The organism is Sphingomonas sp., assembly GCA_019635535.1.
GTDB lineage: Bacteria > Pseudomonadota > Alphaproteobacteria > Sphingomonadales > Sphingomonadaceae > Allosphingosinicella.
Genome location: JAHBZH010000001.1, coordinates 2,043,453 through 2,059,566 on the forward strand (window position 1 = coordinate 2,043,453; position 16,114 = coordinate 2,059,566).

The 16,114-nt window shown below is 67.6% G+C and carries 17 protein-coding genes; 11 read left to right on the plus strand and 6 right to left on the minus strand.

What is annotated here, in order from left to right; translation table 11 throughout:
* Window positions 1-21 precede the first annotated feature (21 nt).
* Both KF780_10480 and dapE read left to right on the plus strand, forming a co-directional pair.
* On the plus strand, window positions 22-687 hold the full coding sequence (locus KF780_10480; GenBank protein MBX3562223.1) for a glutathione S-transferase family protein: 666 nt from the start codon (window positions 22-24) through the stop codon (window positions 685-687).
* A gap of 3 nt (window positions 688-690) precedes the next feature.
* Window positions 691-1,827: a succinyl-diaminopimelate desuccinylase gene (gene dapE / locus KF780_10485; GenBank protein MBX3562224.1), complete on the plus strand. Its 1,137-nt coding sequence runs from the start codon at window positions 691-693 to the stop codon at window positions 1,825-1,827.
* Here the strand turns inward: dapE and KF780_10490 are convergent.
* The 3 genes from KF780_10490 to KF780_10500 all read right to left on the minus strand — a co-directional run bounded on the left by KF780_10490 (window position 1,802) and on the right by KF780_10500 (window position 4,221).
* Complete coding sequence (locus KF780_10490) at window positions 1,802-2,323, minus strand: Smr/MutS family protein (protein MBX3562225.1); 522 nt, start codon at window positions 2,321-2,323, stop codon at window positions 1,802-1,804. The genes dapE and KF780_10490 overlap by 26 nt on opposite strands.
* Window positions 2,304-3,461, minus strand: coding sequence for a murein transglycosylase A (locus KF780_10495; GenBank protein ID MBX3562226.1), 1,158 nt, complete (start codon window positions 3,459-3,461; stop codon window positions 2,304-2,306). Before KF780_10495 ends, KF780_10490 begins: the two co-directional genes overlap by 20 nt.
* 76 nt (window positions 3,462-3,537) lie before the next feature.
* Window positions 3,538-4,221, minus strand: coding sequence for a Tim44 domain-containing protein (locus KF780_10500; GenBank protein ID MBX3562227.1), 684 nt, complete (start codon window positions 4,219-4,221; stop codon window positions 3,538-3,540).
* 167 nt (window positions 4,222-4,388) lie between these two features.
* On the opposite strand from KF780_10500, the gene secB reads away from it, so the two are divergent.
* The 6 genes from secB to KF780_10530 all read left to right on the plus strand — a co-directional run bounded on the left by secB (window position 4,389) and on the right by KF780_10530 (window position 10,490).
* Window positions 4,389-4,907: a protein-export chaperone SecB gene (gene secB, locus KF780_10505; protein MBX3562228.1), complete on the plus strand. Its 519-nt coding sequence runs from the start codon at window positions 4,389-4,391 to the stop codon at window positions 4,905-4,907.
* Window positions 4,908-4,938: 31 nt separating this feature from the next.
* Entirely contained in the window at window positions 4,939-6,498 is a 1,560-nt protein-coding gene (gene murJ / locus KF780_10510; GenBank protein MBX3562229.1) for a murein biosynthesis integral membrane protein MurJ, read from the plus strand.
* Window positions 6,495-7,502, plus strand: a complete 1,008-nt coding sequence (gene trpS, locus KF780_10515; protein ID MBX3562230.1) for a tryptophan--tRNA ligase — start codon at window positions 6,495-6,497, stop codon at window positions 7,500-7,502. The genes murJ and trpS overlap by 4 nt, the downstream gene beginning before the upstream one ends.
* Window positions 7,503-7,660: 158 nt before the next feature.
* Complete coding sequence (locus KF780_10520) at window positions 7,661-8,323, plus strand: DUF4136 domain-containing protein (protein ID MBX3562231.1); 663 nt, start codon at window positions 7,661-7,663, stop codon at window positions 8,321-8,323.
* A 71-nt stretch (window positions 8,324-8,394) separates the two neighbouring features.
* Window positions 8,395-10,221, plus strand: coding sequence for a DUF885 family protein (locus KF780_10525; protein MBX3562232.1), 1,827 nt, complete (start codon window positions 8,395-8,397; stop codon window positions 10,219-10,221).
* A 119-nt stretch (window positions 10,222-10,340) separates the two neighbouring features.
* Window positions 10,341-10,490 carry a hypothetical protein gene (locus tag KF780_10530; GenBank protein MBX3562233.1) on the plus strand — a complete coding sequence of 50 codons (150 nt, stop codon included), beginning with the start codon at window positions 10,341-10,343 and terminating at the stop codon, window positions 10,488-10,490.
* Window positions 10,491-10,561: 71 nt separating this feature from the next.
* Here the strand turns inward: KF780_10530 and dnaA are convergent, their stop codons facing one another.
* From dnaA to mutM, 3 genes are all read right to left on the minus strand, one after another.
* Window positions 10,562-11,956, minus strand: coding sequence for a chromosomal replication initiator protein DnaA (gene dnaA, locus KF780_10535; protein MBX3562234.1), 1,395 nt, complete (start codon window positions 11,954-11,956; stop codon window positions 10,562-10,564).
* 412 nt (window positions 11,957-12,368) lie between these two features.
* Window positions 12,369-12,632, minus strand: coding sequence for a 30S ribosomal protein S20 (rpsT, locus tag KF780_10540; protein ID MBX3562235.1), 264 nt, complete (start codon window positions 12,630-12,632; stop codon window positions 12,369-12,371).
* Window positions 12,633-12,728: 96 nt separating this feature from the next.
* On the minus strand, window positions 12,729-13,544 hold the full coding sequence (gene mutM, locus KF780_10545; protein MBX3562236.1) for a bifunctional DNA-formamidopyrimidine glycosylase/DNA-(apurinic or apyrimidinic site) lyase: 816 nt from the start codon (window positions 13,542-13,544) through the stop codon (window positions 12,729-12,731).
* A 38-nt stretch (window positions 13,545-13,582) separates the two neighbouring features.
* Between mutM and KF780_10550 the strand changes: the two genes are divergently transcribed.
* Genes KF780_10550 through KF780_10560 form a run of 3 tightly spaced genes read left to right on the plus strand, consistent with a single transcriptional unit; the run spans window position 13,583 to window position 16,105 of the window.
* Window positions 13,583-14,311 (plus strand): class I SAM-dependent methyltransferase, encoded by a 729-nt coding sequence (locus KF780_10550; GenBank protein MBX3562237.1) that lies wholly within the window; start codon window positions 13,583-13,585, stop codon window positions 14,309-14,311.
* Window positions 14,308-15,840 (plus strand): 2-polyprenylphenol 6-hydroxylase, encoded by a 1,533-nt coding sequence (ubiB, locus tag KF780_10555; protein MBX3562238.1) that lies wholly within the window; start codon window positions 14,308-14,310, stop codon window positions 15,838-15,840. Before KF780_10550 ends, ubiB begins: the two co-directional genes overlap by 4 nt.
* 31 nt (window positions 15,841-15,871) lie before the next feature.
* Window positions 15,872-16,105, plus strand: coding sequence for a type II toxin-antitoxin system CcdA family antitoxin (locus tag KF780_10560; GenBank protein MBX3562239.1), 234 nt, complete (start codon window positions 15,872-15,874; stop codon window positions 16,103-16,105).
* Window positions 16,106-16,114: the final 9 nt, after the last annotated feature.

Genomic DNA, 16,114 nt, shown 5'->3' on the forward strand with positions numbered 1-16,114 from the left:
GCGTCCAGCGAGAGGAACGGGATGCTCAAGCTCATCATCGGCAACAAGGCCTATTCCTCCTGGTCGCTGCGCGGCTGGCTGGCGGTGAAGCAGTCCGGTCTGCCGTTCGAGGAGATCACCGTCCCGATGTTCGACGCGGACTGGGACAGGCGCGCGGAAGGCGACGAGTTCGCGCCTTCGGGCGGCAAGGTGCCGATCCTGTGGGACGACCAGACCGTGATCTGGGACAGCCTGGCGATCGTCGAATGGCTCGCCGACCGGACCGACAAGGCACGCTACTGGCCGCGCGACGACACCGCGCGGGGCATGGCCCGGTCGATGGCCGCCGAAATGCATTCCAGCTATCCGAATCTGCGCCGCGAGCTGTCGATGAACGTGCGCAAGCAATTCCCGACGCCACAGCTCGACGATACGGTGAAGGCCGAGATCATCCGCATCCTGGAGCTGTGGGCCCAGGCGCGCGCGCGCCATGGCGGCGGCGGACCCTATCTGTTCGGCGATTTCGGCGCGGTGGACATCATGTTCGCGCCGGTGGTGACGCGCTTCGTCACCTATTCGATCCCCGTCCCCCGCTTCGCCGCCGCCTATATGGAGACGATCCTCGACCATGCCTGGATGCGCGACTGGATCGACGCGGCACAGAGCGAGCCCTGGGTGATCGAGCAGTACGAAACGCCGCAGGCATAGCCGATGAGCGAGACGATCGACCCCATCGCACTGAGCGAGCGCCTGATCGCCTGCCCCAGCATCACCCCCGCGACCGGGGCGGTGTTCGATGTGCTGGAGGCGGCTTTGGTGCCATTGGGGTTCGAGGTGCACCGCTTCACGATGGGCGAGGCGCCGGACGGGCCGGTCGAGAATCTCTACGCCTCGCGCGGATCGGGCGGGCCGCATCTCGGCTTCGCCGGCCATCTCGACGTGGTGCCGCCGGGCGACGGCTGGGCGAGTGACCCGTTCTTGCCGGAGCTGCGCGGCGGGCTGCTGCACGGGCGCGGCGCGGTGGACATGAAGGCGAGCATCGCCGCCTTCGTCGCCGCCTGCGCGGACGCGGCCGACCATCCCGGCACGATCAGCTTCATCATCACCGGCGACGAGGAAGGGCCGGCGACCTTCGGCACGCCCAAGCTGATCGAGTGGATGGCCGAACGCGGCATCCGCCCCGACATGATCCTGATCGGCGAACCGACCAGCGAGGCGCGGCTGGGCGACGTGGTGAAGATCGGGCGGCGCGGATCGGTCAACATGTGGGTGACGGTGCCGGGCACGCAGGGCCATGTCGCCTATCCGCACCGGGCGGACAATCCGGTGCCGGGGCTCGCGAAGGTGATCGAGGCGCTGGAGGCGATCCATCTCGACGACGGCAACGAGGCGTTCCAGCCCTCCAATCTGGAGATCACCGCGGTCGAGACATCGAGCAAGGCGACCAATGTGATCCCCGGCTGGGCGCGGGCGCAGCTCAACATCCGGTTCAACAATCTCCACAAGGGCGCCGATCTTGTCGAGCTGGTGCGCCGGACCGCCGAGGCGGCGGCGCAGGACGCGACGGTGGAAGCGAAGATTTCCGGTGAGGCCTTCCTGACGCCGCCGGGGCCGATCCACGACATCGTCGCCCGGGCGATCGAGGCGGAGACGGGCATCACGCCGAAGCTCTCCACCCATGGCGGCACCTCGGACGGGCGCTTCCTGATCGCGGTCTGCCCGGTGATCGATTTTGGCCTGCCCAATGCGACGATGCACAAGCTCGACGAAGCGGCGGCGGTGGACGACATCCACGCGCTCCAGCGCATCTATGCGCGGACGATCAGGCTGGCCCTCGGCGTCTCCTGAGGACGATATAGAGCGCCCCTGCCCCGCCATGGCGGGGTGCGGCGTTGCGGACGGCGGCGATGTTGCCGGCATGGCGCGAAACGGCGAGCCAGTCACCCACCGCCGCGCGGATCGCGCCGCGCCCGTTGCCGCTTTCCGCGCGCGGCTTGCCGGTGACGAGGAGGACGAGACGGTCGCCCGCCGAGATGGCGGCGTCCAGCCTCTCGTCGATCACCGCCCAGGCGGTCGCGAGATTGTGGCCGTGCAGATCGACGACGCGGTCCGGCGCGACTAGCCCGCGCGACAGGCGGCGGTCCCAGCTTGCATCGAGGGTGGTGCCGGGCCCCTTGCTCTTTTCGGTCGGCTTGGTGACAGGCTTCGGCGCGGATCGCGGCAATGGGCGAAGAGCAGCCGCCGCCTCGGGTTCAACGGGCGGCGGAGCGCGGCCTTCCAGCGGGCTGACCGTTTCGACCACCTTGCGCCAGAGCGCGCGTTCCTCAGTGGTCAGCCGCCGCACGGGCGCGGATCCTTTCCAGCGCGCCGCGCGGCAGCAGGACGATGGCGCGGCCCCGCGCCTGCATCCCGCCGGCGATCAAGGCCGCTTCCTCGCCGGCGCCCCAGAAGGTGTCGACGCGGTTCGCGCCCCGGATCGCGCCGCCCGTATCCTGTGCGATCCACAGCCCGTCGGCGCGTGGATCGCTCATGCCGGAGAGGATGACGGGCGCGCCCAGCGGGACGAAGCGCGGATCGGCGGCGATGCTGACCCGCGGCGTGACCGGCAGCTCCAGCGCGCCGAGCGGGCCGGGGCCGGTCAGTTCGCGGAAGAAGACATAGCTGGGGTTTTCGCGCATCAGCGCGCGAGCGCCTTCGGGATTGGCGGCCATCCAGGCGCGGATCGCCTGCATCGATACCGGCGTCTGGAGAATGCCCCGATCGCGCAGCAACCGGCCGATCGCGACATATTCGCGGCCATTCTGCCCGGCATAGCCGATCCGCATCACCTCCCCGTCGGGCAGCTTGAGGCGACCGGAGCCCTGGATCTGGAGAAAGAAGAGATCGGCGGGATCGGTGGCCCAGCCGATCTCCAACCCGCGCCGGGCGAGCGCGCCATCCTCGATCGCCGCGCGGTCGTGATAGAGGACGTAGGCGCCGGTCTCATCGACGCGCCCCCTGCCCCGTTCGCCCGTCGCCGGATTGGCGTCGAGCAGATCGGGCGGAACGGCATAGACCGGCACCTGATAGCCCGGCGCCCGGACGCGCGAGCCGGGAATCTCCGGCTCGAAATAGCCGGTCGCGAAGGCCGCCGCGTCGCCGACTTCCACCGCCTCGAAATATGTGCGGAAGAAAGCCGGCGCATCGGCGGCCGTGGCGGCGGCGTCGCAGGCGGCGCGCCAATCCTCCGGCGCGGCCAGGCCGCTCGCATCCTGCCGCCGGACCAGCGCGGGGCAGGAGATGCGGAAGGCGGCCAGGGCGGCCTGGGCGGCGGATGGGCTCAGATCCGGGGCCCGGGCGGCACGAATTCCGGCCTCGATCGCATTGGCGGGCTCCGGCGCGGGCGCTTCAGGTAAGGGCGGCGCGGACGGGCGGACGGGCGTGACGCAACTCGCCAGCGGCAGCAGCAGGGCCAGGCAAAACGCCCAGCGCGCCTTCGTCATGCGTGCGGATTCGAACAGGGGCATGCCTTCGCATAACCCCGAAAGGACATGGCGGGAAAGCGTCGCGGAAACGCGCTCAGTCAGCGGCTTCGTCGGTCTCGACCAGCAGCCAGTTCGGATCGCCGCTCTTGAGATCGCGGCGGAAGGTCCAGATGTCGTGGGTCGGGATCGCGTCGCTCAGCGAACCGGCGACGACCTCGCCCTCGGCATTGCGGGTGATCGCCGCGACGAAGGCGTCGAAACGCACCTCGATCTCGGCCTCGCTGCCGGTGAGCCGCGCATCCTCGATCAGCGCGCGCTCGATCGCGACCAGGCGATTGTCGAGCGTGTGGCCGGCCGCCTCGCGCTCGGCGATCGCCGCGGTGAAGGCGTCCCGGACATCCGGCGCGGCGAGATAGCCGAGCTCCTCGCGGTCGCCCTTCCAGAAAGCCTCAAGGATCATCCGGTAGGCGCCCTGCGCACCTTCGAGGAAGCGGGCGACGTCGAAGCTCGCATCCGCCGCGATGATCGCGCGGATACCGCCGGACGCGCCTTGCTCGAAGGCCAGGCTGGAAGGCTCGCTGGCAGCGATAGGCGCATCCGCCTTGGCGGGCGCGGGCTCGACCCCCGGCGCGGCTTCGGGCCGGGTGACGGGGCGCTGCTCATGACCGGTGCGCTGGCCCAGCACGGCGTAGAGCCGCAGCCCCACGAACAGGGCGATCATGGCCAGAAGCACGATACCGACAGTCAACGAACGTCTCCTTGAAACAGCCCGCAACATAGGCCCGAACCGGGCCGGTTTCAAATCCCATCAGGCGTAACGGCCAACGCGCGCGGATGTTGCGCCGGAAAGCACCGGCTGCTACCCGCGCTGCGCACGGCCGCGCCGTCGGAATCCTCCGAAGGGCGGCAGCCTATTATTCCACATCCAGATCGAGGTTTGAAGAGATGGCCGAAGAGAATGGCGCGAACGGCGCGGGCGAGGCACCGGTCGGCGCAGAGTCGATGCCGCAGGTCGGCGTGATCGCCCAATATGTGAAGGATTTGTCCTTCGAAAATCCGAACGCGCCGGCGGTCTATCAGTGGCAGGGCCAGCCCCAGATCGACGTCCAGTTCAACATCGGGGCCCAGGCGGTCGGCGACGATCTGCACGAAGTCGCGCTGAAGATCGAGGTTTCGTCCAAGACCGACGACGGCACCGTCTTTTCGATCGACCTGCTCTATGGCGGCCTGTTCGCGCTCAAGAACATCCCTGCCGAGCAGCTCCAGCCCTTCCTGCTCGCGGAAGCGCCGCGCATTCTCTTCCCGTTCGCGCGCCAGGTGCTGGCCGACGCCAGCCTGCAGGGCGGCTTCCCGCCCTTCCTGCTCGATCCGATCGACTTCGGCAGTCTCTACATGCAGCGCGCGGCGCAACAGCAGGCCGAGCTGAGCGGCGGTCAGGCCGGCGAGGTCACAGGCCAGGCCTGATCCGAAACGCCGACCCCGGAAGGGTGCACGGATGAACCTCATCAAGGCGACGGGCACGATCGGCGGGCTTACCATGGTCAGCCGCGTGCTCGGCTTCGCGCGCGAGATGGTGTTCGCGCGGATCATGGGCGCCGGCATGGCCGCCGACGCCTTCGCCCTCGCCTTCCTGATCCCCAACCTGTTCCGCCGGCTGTTCGGCGAGGGCGCCTTCGCGGCCGGCTTCGTGCCCCTGTTCAGCCAGCGCCTCAACGGCGAGGGCGGAATGGAGGAGGCGCGCAGGTTCGCCGAGGAGGTGATGGCGGTCTTCCTGCCGATCCTGATCGCGGTCACCGCCATCTTCATGATCTTCATGCCGGCCTTCGTCTGGATGCTGGCCTCGGGCTGGCGCGACGATCCGGAGAAATTCGCCCTCGCCGTCGAGCTGACGCGGATCACCTTCCCCTATGTGATCTTCATCAGCCTGGTCTCGCTCTTCTCGGGCGTGCTCAACTCGCTGACGAAATTCGCCGCCGCCGCTTTCGCGCCGGCCCTGCTCAACATCGCCCTGATCGCGGCGCAGCTCGTCGTGCCGGACGGCGGGCCGGAAACGGCGCGCGCGATGGCGTTCGGCGTGATCGCCGGCGGCGTGCTCCAGCTCGCCTTGTGCTGGGGCAGCGTCCAGCGGCTCGGCCTGCCGATCGGCTTCCGCTGGCCGCGCATGACCGCGCGGGTGAAGGAGCTGCTGCTGCTGATCCTCCCCGCCACTCTGGGCAGCGGCATCTATTATATCAGCCAGTTCTTCTACGCCTATTTCGCGACCCGGCTGCCCGAGGGGAGCCTCGTCTATCTGGGTTTCGCCGACCGGCTGAACCAGCTTCCGCTCGCGATCATCGGCTCGGCGCTCGGCACCGCGATCCTGCCGACGATCAGCCGCGCCGTCGATCGCGGCGAAGACGGGCGCGCCGCCCATGTCCAGGGTCAGGCGACCGAATTGTCGATGCTGCTGACCCTGCCCGCCGCGATCGCGCTGATCGTCACCGCCGGGCCGATCGTCGCGGCCCTGTTCCAGGGCGGGCGCTTCACCGCCGAGGACGCGGCGACCACCGGCCTCGTCCTGTCGATCATCGTCGCGGGGTTGCCGGCCTATGTGATGATCAAGGTGCTGACCCCCGGCTTCTACGCGCGCAAGGACGTGAAGACGCCGGTCAAGATCGCCTTCGCGATCCTGGGCGTGGCGGTGGCCGCCAATTTCCTCCTGATCCCGATCCTGGGCATCGCCGCGCTGGCGCTGACCACCGCCGGATCGGCCTGGCTCAACGCGATAGCGCTCTATGCGATCCTCCATGCGCGCGGCCATTTCCGGATGGAAGGCTGGCTGATCGGCCGGATCGCGCGGCAGCTCGTCGCCGCGGCGGCGATGGCGGCGGTGCTCTGGCTGCTCCAGGGCCAGCTCATGGAATATTTCGACGGTTCGGCCGGGCGCCGCATCCTCGCCGTCGGCGCGCTCGTCTCGGCGGGCGGCCTGGTCTATTTCTCCATTGCCTGGTTCATCGGCGCGATGAACCGCGAGGACATATTGATTCTGCTGAAACGCAAGAAGGTGAGCGAATGACCCGCCCGGACAAGCGCGTGGTTTCCGGCATCCAGCCGACCGGCAACCTGCATCTCGGCAATTATCTGGGCGCGATCCGGCGCTGGGCGCGGATGCAGGACGAGGTGGAGTGCATCTTTTTCCTGGCCGATCTGCACGCCGTCACCGTCTATAACGACCCCGCCGAATTGCGCGCCAATGTGAACGGCATGGCCGCCGCCCTGATCGCCTGCGGGATCGATCCGGACAAGTCGCTGCTGTTCAACCATGCCCGGGTGCCGGCCCATCCGGAAATGGCCTGGCTGCTGTCCTGCACGGCGCGGATCGGCTGGCTGAACCGGATGACCCAGTTCAAGGAGAAATCCGGCAAGAACCGCGAGGGCGTCAGCGTTGGCCTCTATGCCTATCCGATCCTGCAGGCCGCCGATGTGCTGCTCTATCAGGCGACCCATGTGCCCGTGGGCGAGGACCAGAAGCAGCATGTCGAGCTGATCCGCGACATCGCGGCCAAGTTCAACACCGACTACGAGGTCGATCTCTTCCGCCTGCCCGAGCCGGAGATCGGCGCGACGGCGGCGCGGATCATGAGCCTGCGCGACGGCACGGCCAAGATGTCCAAATCCGATCCCTCCGACATGAGCCGGATCAACCTCACCGACGACGACGAGGCGATCGCCCAAAAGATTCGCAAGGCGAAGACCGATGCCGCGCCGCTGCCGGACGACGTCGCGGACCTCGCGGGACGCGCGGAGGCGCTGAACCTGATCGGCATCTATGCCGCGCTGACCGACCGCACCGCCCAGTCCGTGACGCAGGAATATGCCGGCAAGGGCTTTGGCGCGTTCAAGCCGGCGCTCGCCGCCCTGCTGGTCGAGACGATCGCGCCGATCCGCGCGCGGCTGAAGGATTTCGAGGCCGATCCGGCGACGCTGGAGGCAACCCTCGCCAAGGGCGGAGCGAAGGCGGCTGAACTGGCCTTCCCGACGCTGGAGGGGGCCTACCAGGCGCTGGGCCTGCCACGCTGATGCGGGATCTCCGCCCCGGCGGCGTCTGACCATCGACACACCTGGCGGCCGAACGCTTCGTTCAGGCGCGCTTCAGCACCGGTTCAGCGGAACTTTGTCAGGGTGGTCGGGTTGATTTATATCCGGGGCGATGCTCCGGATCGGAAAGGTGTGGCGCCATGTCATTGTCCAAGAAACTGCTGACGCTGGCCGCCCCGGCTTTGCTGCTCGCGCTCAACGCCTGCGCGACGGGTTTCCCCACCCAGGTTTCGCGTTTCCAGGCGATGCCGGCGCCGGACGGCCAGAGCTTCGTCATCCAGCCGGCGCGCGCCGAAAATGCCGGCGGGCTGGAATTCTCCCAATATGCCGATCATATCCGCCGCAACCTGACCGAGCTGGGTTATAGTGAAGCGTCCTCCGCACAGGCCGCGACCTTCGTCGTCGAGGTCGATTACGGCGTCGACGACGGCCGCGAGCGCGTCGTGGCGCGGCCCGATCCCTTCTGGGGCAGCCCGTGGGGCTACCGTCCCTTCTACAGCCGTTTCGGGTATTTCGGCCGTTACCGCAGCCCCTTCTACTGGGGCTGGCACGATCCGTTCTGGGGCGGCGGCTACGACATCGACAGCTACACCGTCTATACCAGCTTCCTCGACATGGACATCCGCCGCACCGCGGACGGCCAGGCCCTGTTCGAAGGCGTCGCCCAGGCCCGCTCGCGCACCAACGAGCTGCCGGTGCTGGTGCCGAACCTGATCGAGGCGATGTTCACCGGCTTCCCCGGCAATTCGGGCGAGACGGTACGGATCACCGTGATGCCGGAGCGCGAGCAGCGCCGGAACTGACGTCCCGGCGACTTGTCACCCTAATACACGGCCTCTAGGGTAGGGCATATCCCGCACCCTGGAGACCCGTCATGCTCGATCGCCGCACGTTCCTGCTGTCCACCGCCGCCGGCCTGGCCTTTGCAAGCTCGCGCGGCGCGTTCGCCCAGGAAGCCCCCACTGGACCCGCCGCGGAGCTCAACGCGCTGATGGACCGCGCGCTGAACGACCTTTTCGACGAGTCGCCAGAATTCGTTACCACCCTGGGCCTCGACAGCGGCGCGCGCGCCGACGCGCGCGCCCGGCTCAACGACCGTTCGCGCGACGCCGTGCTGGCGCGCCACGAACGCGACAAGCAGGGTTTCGCCGCCTTGCGCCGGATCGACCGCGAGGCGCTCACCGGGCTCGATGCGGTCAATTACGACACGCTGCACCATTATATGGAGACGGTCGTCCCCACCTATGACCGCTTCGGCTACGGCACCCATGGCTGGCCTGAGCCCTATACGGTCAGCCAGTTGAGCGGATGCTATCGCAGCGTCCCGGATTTCCTCGACAGCCGCCATCCGATCGCGACCGCCTCCGACGCGGAGGCCTATCTCACGCGCCTGTCCGATTTCGCCCGGCAGATCGACAACGAGACCGCCCGGATCGGCCATGAATATGGGATCGGGGTCGTTCCCCCCGATTTCGTGATCGACAAAACGCTGGAGCAGCTTGCCAGCGCCGCCGCCGCGCCTGCGGCGGAATCGGGTCTCGTCACGTCACTGGCGCGCCGCACGGCGCAGCGCGACATCGCCGGCGACTGGGCGGCGCGCGCCACCCGGATCGTCGAGGGCGAGGTCTATCCCGCGCTGACGCGGCAGGCGGAGGCGGTGCGCGGCCAGCGCACCGGCGCGGTGCACGATGCCGGCGTCTGGCGGCTGCCGGACGGCGGGGCCTATTATGAATACGGCCTGCGCTACGCGACGACGACGTCGATGACCGCGGACGAAATCCATCAGCTCGGGCTCGACCAGATGGCCGAGCTGACCGCCCGCGCCGACGAGATTTTCCGCGCGCAGGGCATGACCCAAGGCACCGTGGCGGAGCGGATGGGCGCGCTCGCCCGCGATCCGGCGCAGGTCTACCCGAACACGGATGCCGGCAAGGAACGGCTGCTCGCCGATCTCAACGCGCAGATGGCGGACATGGCCGAGCGGCTGCCCCGTGCGTTCGGGCGCATCCCGCGCGCACCCGTCGAGGTCCGCCGCGTGCCGGTGGCGATCGAGGCGGGATCGCCGGGCGGCTATTACCAGTCGCCGGCGCTCGACGGTTCGCGGCCCGGCGCCTATTATATCAATCTGCGCGATACCGCCGAATGGCCGAAATGGACGCTGCCGACGCTCACCTATCACGAGGCGTCGCCCGGCCATCATCACCAGATCGCGCTGGCCCAGGAATCGACCGCGATTCCGATGCTGCGGCGTTTGATGGGCTTTTCCGCCTACTCGGAAGGCTGGGGCCTTTATGCCGAGCAGCTCGCCGACGAGCTCGGCGTCTATGATAACGACCCCTATGGCCGGCTCGGCTATATCCAGTCCTTCATGTTCCGCTCCGCGCGGCTGGTGGTCGACACCGGCCTGCACCACAAGCGCTGGAGCCGCGAGCAGGCGATCCGCTACATGGTCGAGACGCTGGGCGACCAGGAATCGAGCGTGACCACCGAGGTCGAGCGCTATTGCGTATGGCCGGGCCAGGCGACCAGCTACAAGGTGGGGCAGACCCGCTGGCTGCAATTGCGCGAAAGCGCGCGCGCGCGGCTGGGCGACCGCTTCGACATCAAGGGCTTCCACGACACCGCGCTCGCCGCCGGCGGCATCCCGCTCGCCGTGCTGGAGCGCGTGATCGAGGATTGGGTGGCGAGCCGGAGCGGCTAGGGTCGTTTTCAGCTACGCTGAATCGGCACCGCCTCTGTTGCAAAGCTGAACCAGGCCTAGCCGCGCAACGAAGCCACCGATCGCGCGTTTCAACACCGAACAAGCCGAGGAGGAGTCCGATGACGGATCTGGTTCCCCGGCGCTTCACCTTCGCCGCGCCGCCCAACGCGACGGCGTGGATCGGCGATGCCCTGCGACGGATTTTCGCCTGCACGAACCGAATACCCGGCCCGCTGGCGAGGCTGATCGAACGGCTGGACCGGGTATAGTGAGAGCGCCGGAAAGGACGAGGCGGACGAGTTAGCGACTCGTCCGCCTCTTTCGCTTCGGAAGCCTTGGTTCAGCTTTCGAGCTGGCGAGTGAGCAGGCGGATGTCGGAATCCAGTTCCGGGTCCTGCGCGCGCAATTTCTCGATCTGGCGCACGGCATGAATCACCGTGGTATGATCGCGTCCGCCGAAGCGCCGGCCGATCTCGGGCAGCGAGCGCGGCGTAAGCTGCTTCGACAGATACATGGCGACCTGGCGCGGCCGGGCGACCTCGCGGGCACGCCGTGCGCTCGTCATCTCCGCCTTGCGAATGCGGTAATGCTCGGACACGCGGGTCTGGATCTCGTCGATCGAGATGCGGCGCTGGTTGGCACGCAGGATGTTGGCGAGGACCTCGGCGACGAAATCGAGATCGATCGCGCGATTCTGCATCGCCGCATAGGCTGCGATCCGGTTCAGCGCCCCTTCCAGCTCGCGCACGTTCGAGCTGATCCGCCGGGCGAGGAACATCACGACGTCCTCGGGCACCTTCACGTCGGGAAGCTGCTCCAGCTTCTTCTGGATGATGCTGAGGCGCAGCTCGAGATCGGCGGCATTGATGTCGGCGACCAGGCCCCAGGACAGCCGCGAGAGGATACGCGGTTCGATTCCGTCCAGGTCCTGCGGCGCGCGATCCGAGCTGATCGCCAGCCGCCGGCCGGCGGAGATGATCTCGTTCATCGTGTGGAAGAACTCTTCCTGCGTCGATTCTTTGCCGGCGATGAACTGCACGTCGTCGATCATCAGGAGATCGGCGGACCGCAGCTGCTGCTTGAACTGGATCGTCTCGTTGGCGCGCAAGGCGGCGACGAACTCGACCATGAACTTTTCGGCCGACATGTAGATGATCTTCGCGCGCGGCCGGACCCGGTGGAATTCGTGCCCGATGGCATGCAGCAAGTGCGTCTTGCCGCGCCCCGTGCCGCCATGGATGAACAGCGGGTTGAATGCGACCTTGTCGGCGGCGGCCAGGGTGCGGGCGGCGTTGAAGGCGACCTCATTCGCCTTGCCGACGACGAAATTCTCGAATCGGTAGCGCGGCTCCAGCGCCACCGAATAGATGCCGCCCGCCGCCTTAGCCGGAATCGGTTCCTCGGGCGCCGGAATCTCGACGACGGCGGCGGTGCGCGGCGCGGCGGGTCCAACACCGATCAGGATCTGCCGAATCTCGGGCAGGCGTGCGCGCCAGGCCAGCGCGAGCCGTTCGGCGAAATGAGTCTGCACCCAATCGGCCATGAACTGCGACGGCAGTTCGAGAACGAGCGTGCCGGAATCCGAATCGAAGCCGCCGAGCGCGATCGGGCGCAGCCAGCCGTCGAAAGTGCGTGCGCCGCAATCGCGACGCAGATCGGCGCGAATCGATTCCCAGGCAATCGCGACCGGCGCCATGCCGACGTCGCGCTCTTCGCCTGGATTCCCGGCCGTCATCTGTGGCACCCGATCCCCCTCGCTCTCTTTGCCGCCCCCCGATAGCGGACTATTTCACGCGCGCGCAGTTTCCCGAGCGGCGAATCAAACCACACGCCGCGTCTCAACGCCATTTTGCTTGCGTCCGACAGGGAGATTCGCCCGGCCGGAAAGGCTGTTTTAGGAAGCCGGGCGGAGTCCGATCAAGAGGGTAATGGAAGCGTCACAAAAAATAAAAATGTTGACACTGGAAAAGCGCGAAAACCCGAGGGTTTGAAATTTTTGCATTTTAAATCAATAGCCTGTACCGATTGCGGCTGTGCAGCATCGCGCGAATCGCGGAAAATGCTGGATTTTCGCGTCGGATGCCCCGCAGACGCAAAAAACCCGCCGACGAAAGGCCGGCGGGCCTGTTTTCTGGCTTTAGAACGACTTAGGCGAGTGCAGTCAGACGCCGCGACAGGCGCGACAATTTCCGCGACGCGGTGTTCTTGTGCACGACGCCCTTGGCGACGCCGCGAGCCAGCTCGGGCTGGACGCGCTTCAGCGCTTCGGCGGCAGTTGTCTTGTCGCCGGCGGCGAGCGCGGCCTCGACCTGCTTGACGAAGGTGCGGATGCGGCTGACGCGCGCGCCGTTGATTTCGGCGCGGCGGGTATTGCGGCGGATGCGCTTCTTGGCTTGCGGCGTGTTCGCCATCGTATTTCACTGCCTCTTTGCGAAAATGAAAAAGGCGCGGCTTTCCCCGCACCCGTCAGGCGGCGCCTCTACGCCGGGATGGCGTTCCGGTCAAGGTCAACGCTGGCAATTCGCGCAGAAGAAGGTGGAGCGGCCCGAATCGACCCGGCGCCGAATCACGCTTGCGCATGCCGGACAAGCCTCCCCTTCACGGCCATAGACCCGCCAGTCCTTCGAGAAATAGCCGAGCTCGCCATTGGGCTGGGCATAATCGCGCAGCGTCGATCCCCCCGCTGCGATCGCCGCGCCGAGCACACCCTTCACCGCCTCGGCCAGCCGATCGAGCCGCGTGCGGGAGATGCGCCCGGCCTCCCGCCCCGGATGGATACCGGCCAGGTTGAGCGCGTCGCAGACATAGATGTTGCCCAGGCCCGCGACGATCCGCTGATCGAGCAGCATCGCCTTGATCGGCGCGACCCGCCCGGCCAGAGCGGCGGCGAGCCGGGCGCCGTCGAACTCGGCGCCGAGCGGTTCGGGGCCCATCCCCACGAACGGCGGAGTCGCGGTCAGCGCGGCCGTTGGAACGAGGTCGAGCGAACCGAAACGCCTGGGGTCATTGAGCGCGAGGCGACGGCCCTCTTCCGTCTCGACCACCACATGGTCGTGCTTTCCGATGTCGTCCGGATCGATTCGCCAGCTCCCCGACATGCCGAGATGGAAGACGAGGGTGTCGTCCCGGTCGGTTTCGATCAGGCCGTATTTCGCGCGGCGCGACAGGCCGGTGATGCGCGCCCCGGTCAGCCGCTGGCGCAGGTCCGGCGGGAAGGGCCGCCTGAGATCGGCGCGGCGCAGTTCGATGGACGCGATGCGGCGCCCGTCCAGCACCGCAGCGAGGCCGCGCACCGTGGTTTCGACTTCGGGAAGCTCAGGCATGTTTCACCATGCCGCCTCCCCTGCTAGAGGCGGCGGCGATGGACAAGGTTTCTTTCGGCCATGAGGACGTGGCGCCAGAGGAAAAGACCCGCCGGGTGCGCGGCGTCTTCTCTTCCGTCGCGTCCAGCTACGATCTGATGAACGATCTCATGTCGGGCGGCCAGCACCGGCTGTGGAAGGACGCGTTCGTCCGCAAGGTGCGCCCGCGCGCCGGCGAGGCGATCCTCGACATGGCCGGCGGCACCGGCGACATCGCCTTCCGCATGGCACGCTCGGGCGCCGCGATCACGGTCGCGGACATCAACCCGGAAATGCTCGCGGTCGGTCGCGAGCGCGCGGAGAAGCGCGGCATCGAGGGCCTCGCCTGGTCCGAGCAGAATGCCGAGAGGCTGGGCTTCGCGGACAGGAGCTTCGATGCCTATACGATCGCGTTCGGCATCCGGAACGTGACCGACATTTCCGCCGCGCTCCGGGAAGCCCATCGCGTGCTGACGACCGGCGGGCGCTTCTATTGCCTGGAATTCTCTCAGACCCGCTGGCCGGGCTTCGCGACGCTCTACGAAACCTATTCCCGCCGGATCGTGCCGAAGATCGGCAAGGCCGTCGCGAAGGACGAGGACAGCTATCGCTACCTGATCGAATCGATCGAGCGCTTTCCGGACATGGCGACGTTCGCGCGGATGATCGGGACGGCGGGTTTCGGCAATGTGAAGGCCGAGCCGATCCTCGGCGGCCTCGTCGCCATCCACAGCGGCTGGAAGATTTGACCTCCCCTGCGGTTCATGTCTGGCGGCTGCTGAAATGGGGCCGGGTGCTGGCGCGGCACGGGGCGCTGCGCGGGATCGAGCGCGACCCGAACACGCCGCCCCCGGTGCGTCGCTTATGCCGGATCGCGCGGCTGGGCGCCCGGGTGCCGAAGGTGCCGACTTATGCCGAAGCCTTCGAGGCGATCGGCCCGGCCGCGATCAAGCTCGGCCAGGCGCTCGCCACCCGCCCCGATCTGGTCGGCGAGGAGGCGGCGCGCGATCTCTCGCGCCTGCAGGACCGTCTGCCCCCCGCCCCGTACGAGACGATCCGCGCGGCGATTGAGCAGGGTCTCGGCCGGCCGATCGAGTCGATGTTCCAGAGCATCGATCCCGAGCCGGTCGGCGCCGCCTCGATCGCGCAGGTCCACCGCGCCGTCACGACCGAAGGGCGGCAGGTGGCGATCAAAGTGCTGCGCCCGAACATCGAGGAGGACTTCGCCCAGGCGATCGAGACCTATGAGTGGGCGGCGGCGCAGGTCGAAGGCATGGGCGGCGAGGCGGCGAGGCTCCGACCCCGCCTCGTCATCGCCACCTTCCGGCAATGGACCAACCGCGAGCTCGACCTGCGGCAGGAGGCGGCTTCCGCCTCGGAATTGCGCGAGAATCTGGTCGCCGAGGAAGGCTTCTTCGTTCCCGAGATCGACTGGAGTCGCACCGCCCGCCGGGTGATGACGCTGGAATGGATCGACGGCATCAAGCTGACGAACCGCGCGGCGCTGATCGAGGCCGGCCATGACCTGAAGGCGCTGGCGCAAATCCTGGTTCGGGCTTTCCTGCGCCAGGCGGTCGTTGACGGCTTCTTCCATGCCGATCTGCATCAGGGCAATCTGTTCGCGCTGCCGGACGGGCGGCTGGCGGCGATCGATTTCGGCATCATGGGCCGGATCAACCGCCAGGCGCGGATCTGGCTCGCGGAAATCCTCTACGGCCTGATCACAGCCAATTACCGCCGCGTCGCCGAAATCCATTTCGAGGCGCAATATGTGCCCGGCCACCACAATATCGACGAGTTCGCCACCGCATTACGCGCGGTGGGCGAGCCGATGCGCGGGCTGCCGGCCAAGGATGTGTCGATCGGCCAGATGATGGACGGCCTGTTCAAGATCACCCGCGATTTCGACATGCCGACCCAACCCCATCTGCTGCTGCTGCAGAAGACCATGGTGATGGAGGAAGGCGTCGCCACCGCGCTCGATCCCGACATCAACATGTGGGAGACGGCCGAGCCCTTCCTGACCGAATGGGTGCGGAGCGAGCTGGGGCCGGAGGCGCGCGTGGCCGACGAGATCGTGCGCACCGTGCGGCTGATCCGCAAGCTGCCCGACCTCATCCGCCGCATCGATCATTACTACCCGCCGCCCGGCGCCGCGCCGCCCGCGCCGCCATTGCCGGAAGTGATGGTCGTGCGGCCCCTCAGCTTCCTGCGCCATTTCGTGACGGCCGCGATCGGCGCGGCGGCTGGCGCGGCGGCGGTTCTGCTCCTAAGTTGATGCGGCTCCAATCAGCGGAAGAGGCGAGCGCATGACCAGGCTCAATGTGAAGGCCAACCGGACGAGGACGATCAAGATACCGCCGCGGGCCGAATTGGTCGATGAGGCGAAACGGCTCAACGTCGATATTTCCGAAGCGTGCGAGCGCGGCCTCGTGGAACATGTGTCCAATGCATGGCGGAAGGAAAACCGGGGCGCGATCGAAGACTGCAACAGGTACGTTGAAGAAAACGGCCTGCCCCTTGCGCGTTATCGGCTTTTCTGAGGCGCCCGG